The following is a 518-nucleotide window of genomic DNA, read 5'->3' on the forward strand; positions in this document are numbered from 1 at the left end:
TTACCTTTAGTCAACATCGATATGCAAAATACGATGGGCAATCAATGAGGTAACTATGGAATACCGATTCCCCTTTTTAGTATCACTGGCCTGTATCGCAGCAAGCGTTATGCTACCAAGCGCATCTGCAGACAACACCCTCCCGACGGCGGTAACAGAACCGGTTATCCAAGAGCAGAACCTGAGGCCATTGGATGAATGTTACAAGGATGGCGGAGACAGTGCATCCGTGCTCGATATCAGAAAATGCCTAATTGACAAGGCTCAGGATGAGGAACTGCGCCTCAAAAACTTCTTCAAGAGAGAGGAGCAAGAGCTTCAAGGTATAGATTCCTCTGGCGTGCCGGCTGCGCTTGCTTCACTGAAAGAATCGCAAAAAGCTTTCGAAGCGTTCCGTCAGGCTGAGTGCAAACGAATAAACGATGCCACGCTAGGTGGCACTGGTGCCGAAGATTTCCAGCGAGACTGTGAGATCCGCCTGACACGTTGGCGGATCGAGCAGCTCCAGAACAACTGAT

The 518-nt window shown here is 49.8% G+C and carries 1 protein-coding gene; it reads left to right on the forward strand.

Annotated features, from left to right (window positions below; genetic code table 11):
- Positions 1 to 55: 55 nt before the first annotated feature.
- Positions 56 to 517, forward strand: a complete 462-nt coding sequence (locus ACE1BR_RS23060) for a lysozyme inhibitor LprI family protein (protein ID WP_374874401.1) — start codon at positions 56 to 58, stop codon at positions 515 to 517.
- The last annotated feature ends 1 nt before the right edge of the window (position 518 follow it).

It is taken from the genome of Aeromonas sp. MdU4 (assembly GCF_041929505.1).
GTDB lineage: Bacteria > Pseudomonadota > Gammaproteobacteria > Enterobacterales > Aeromonadaceae > Aeromonas.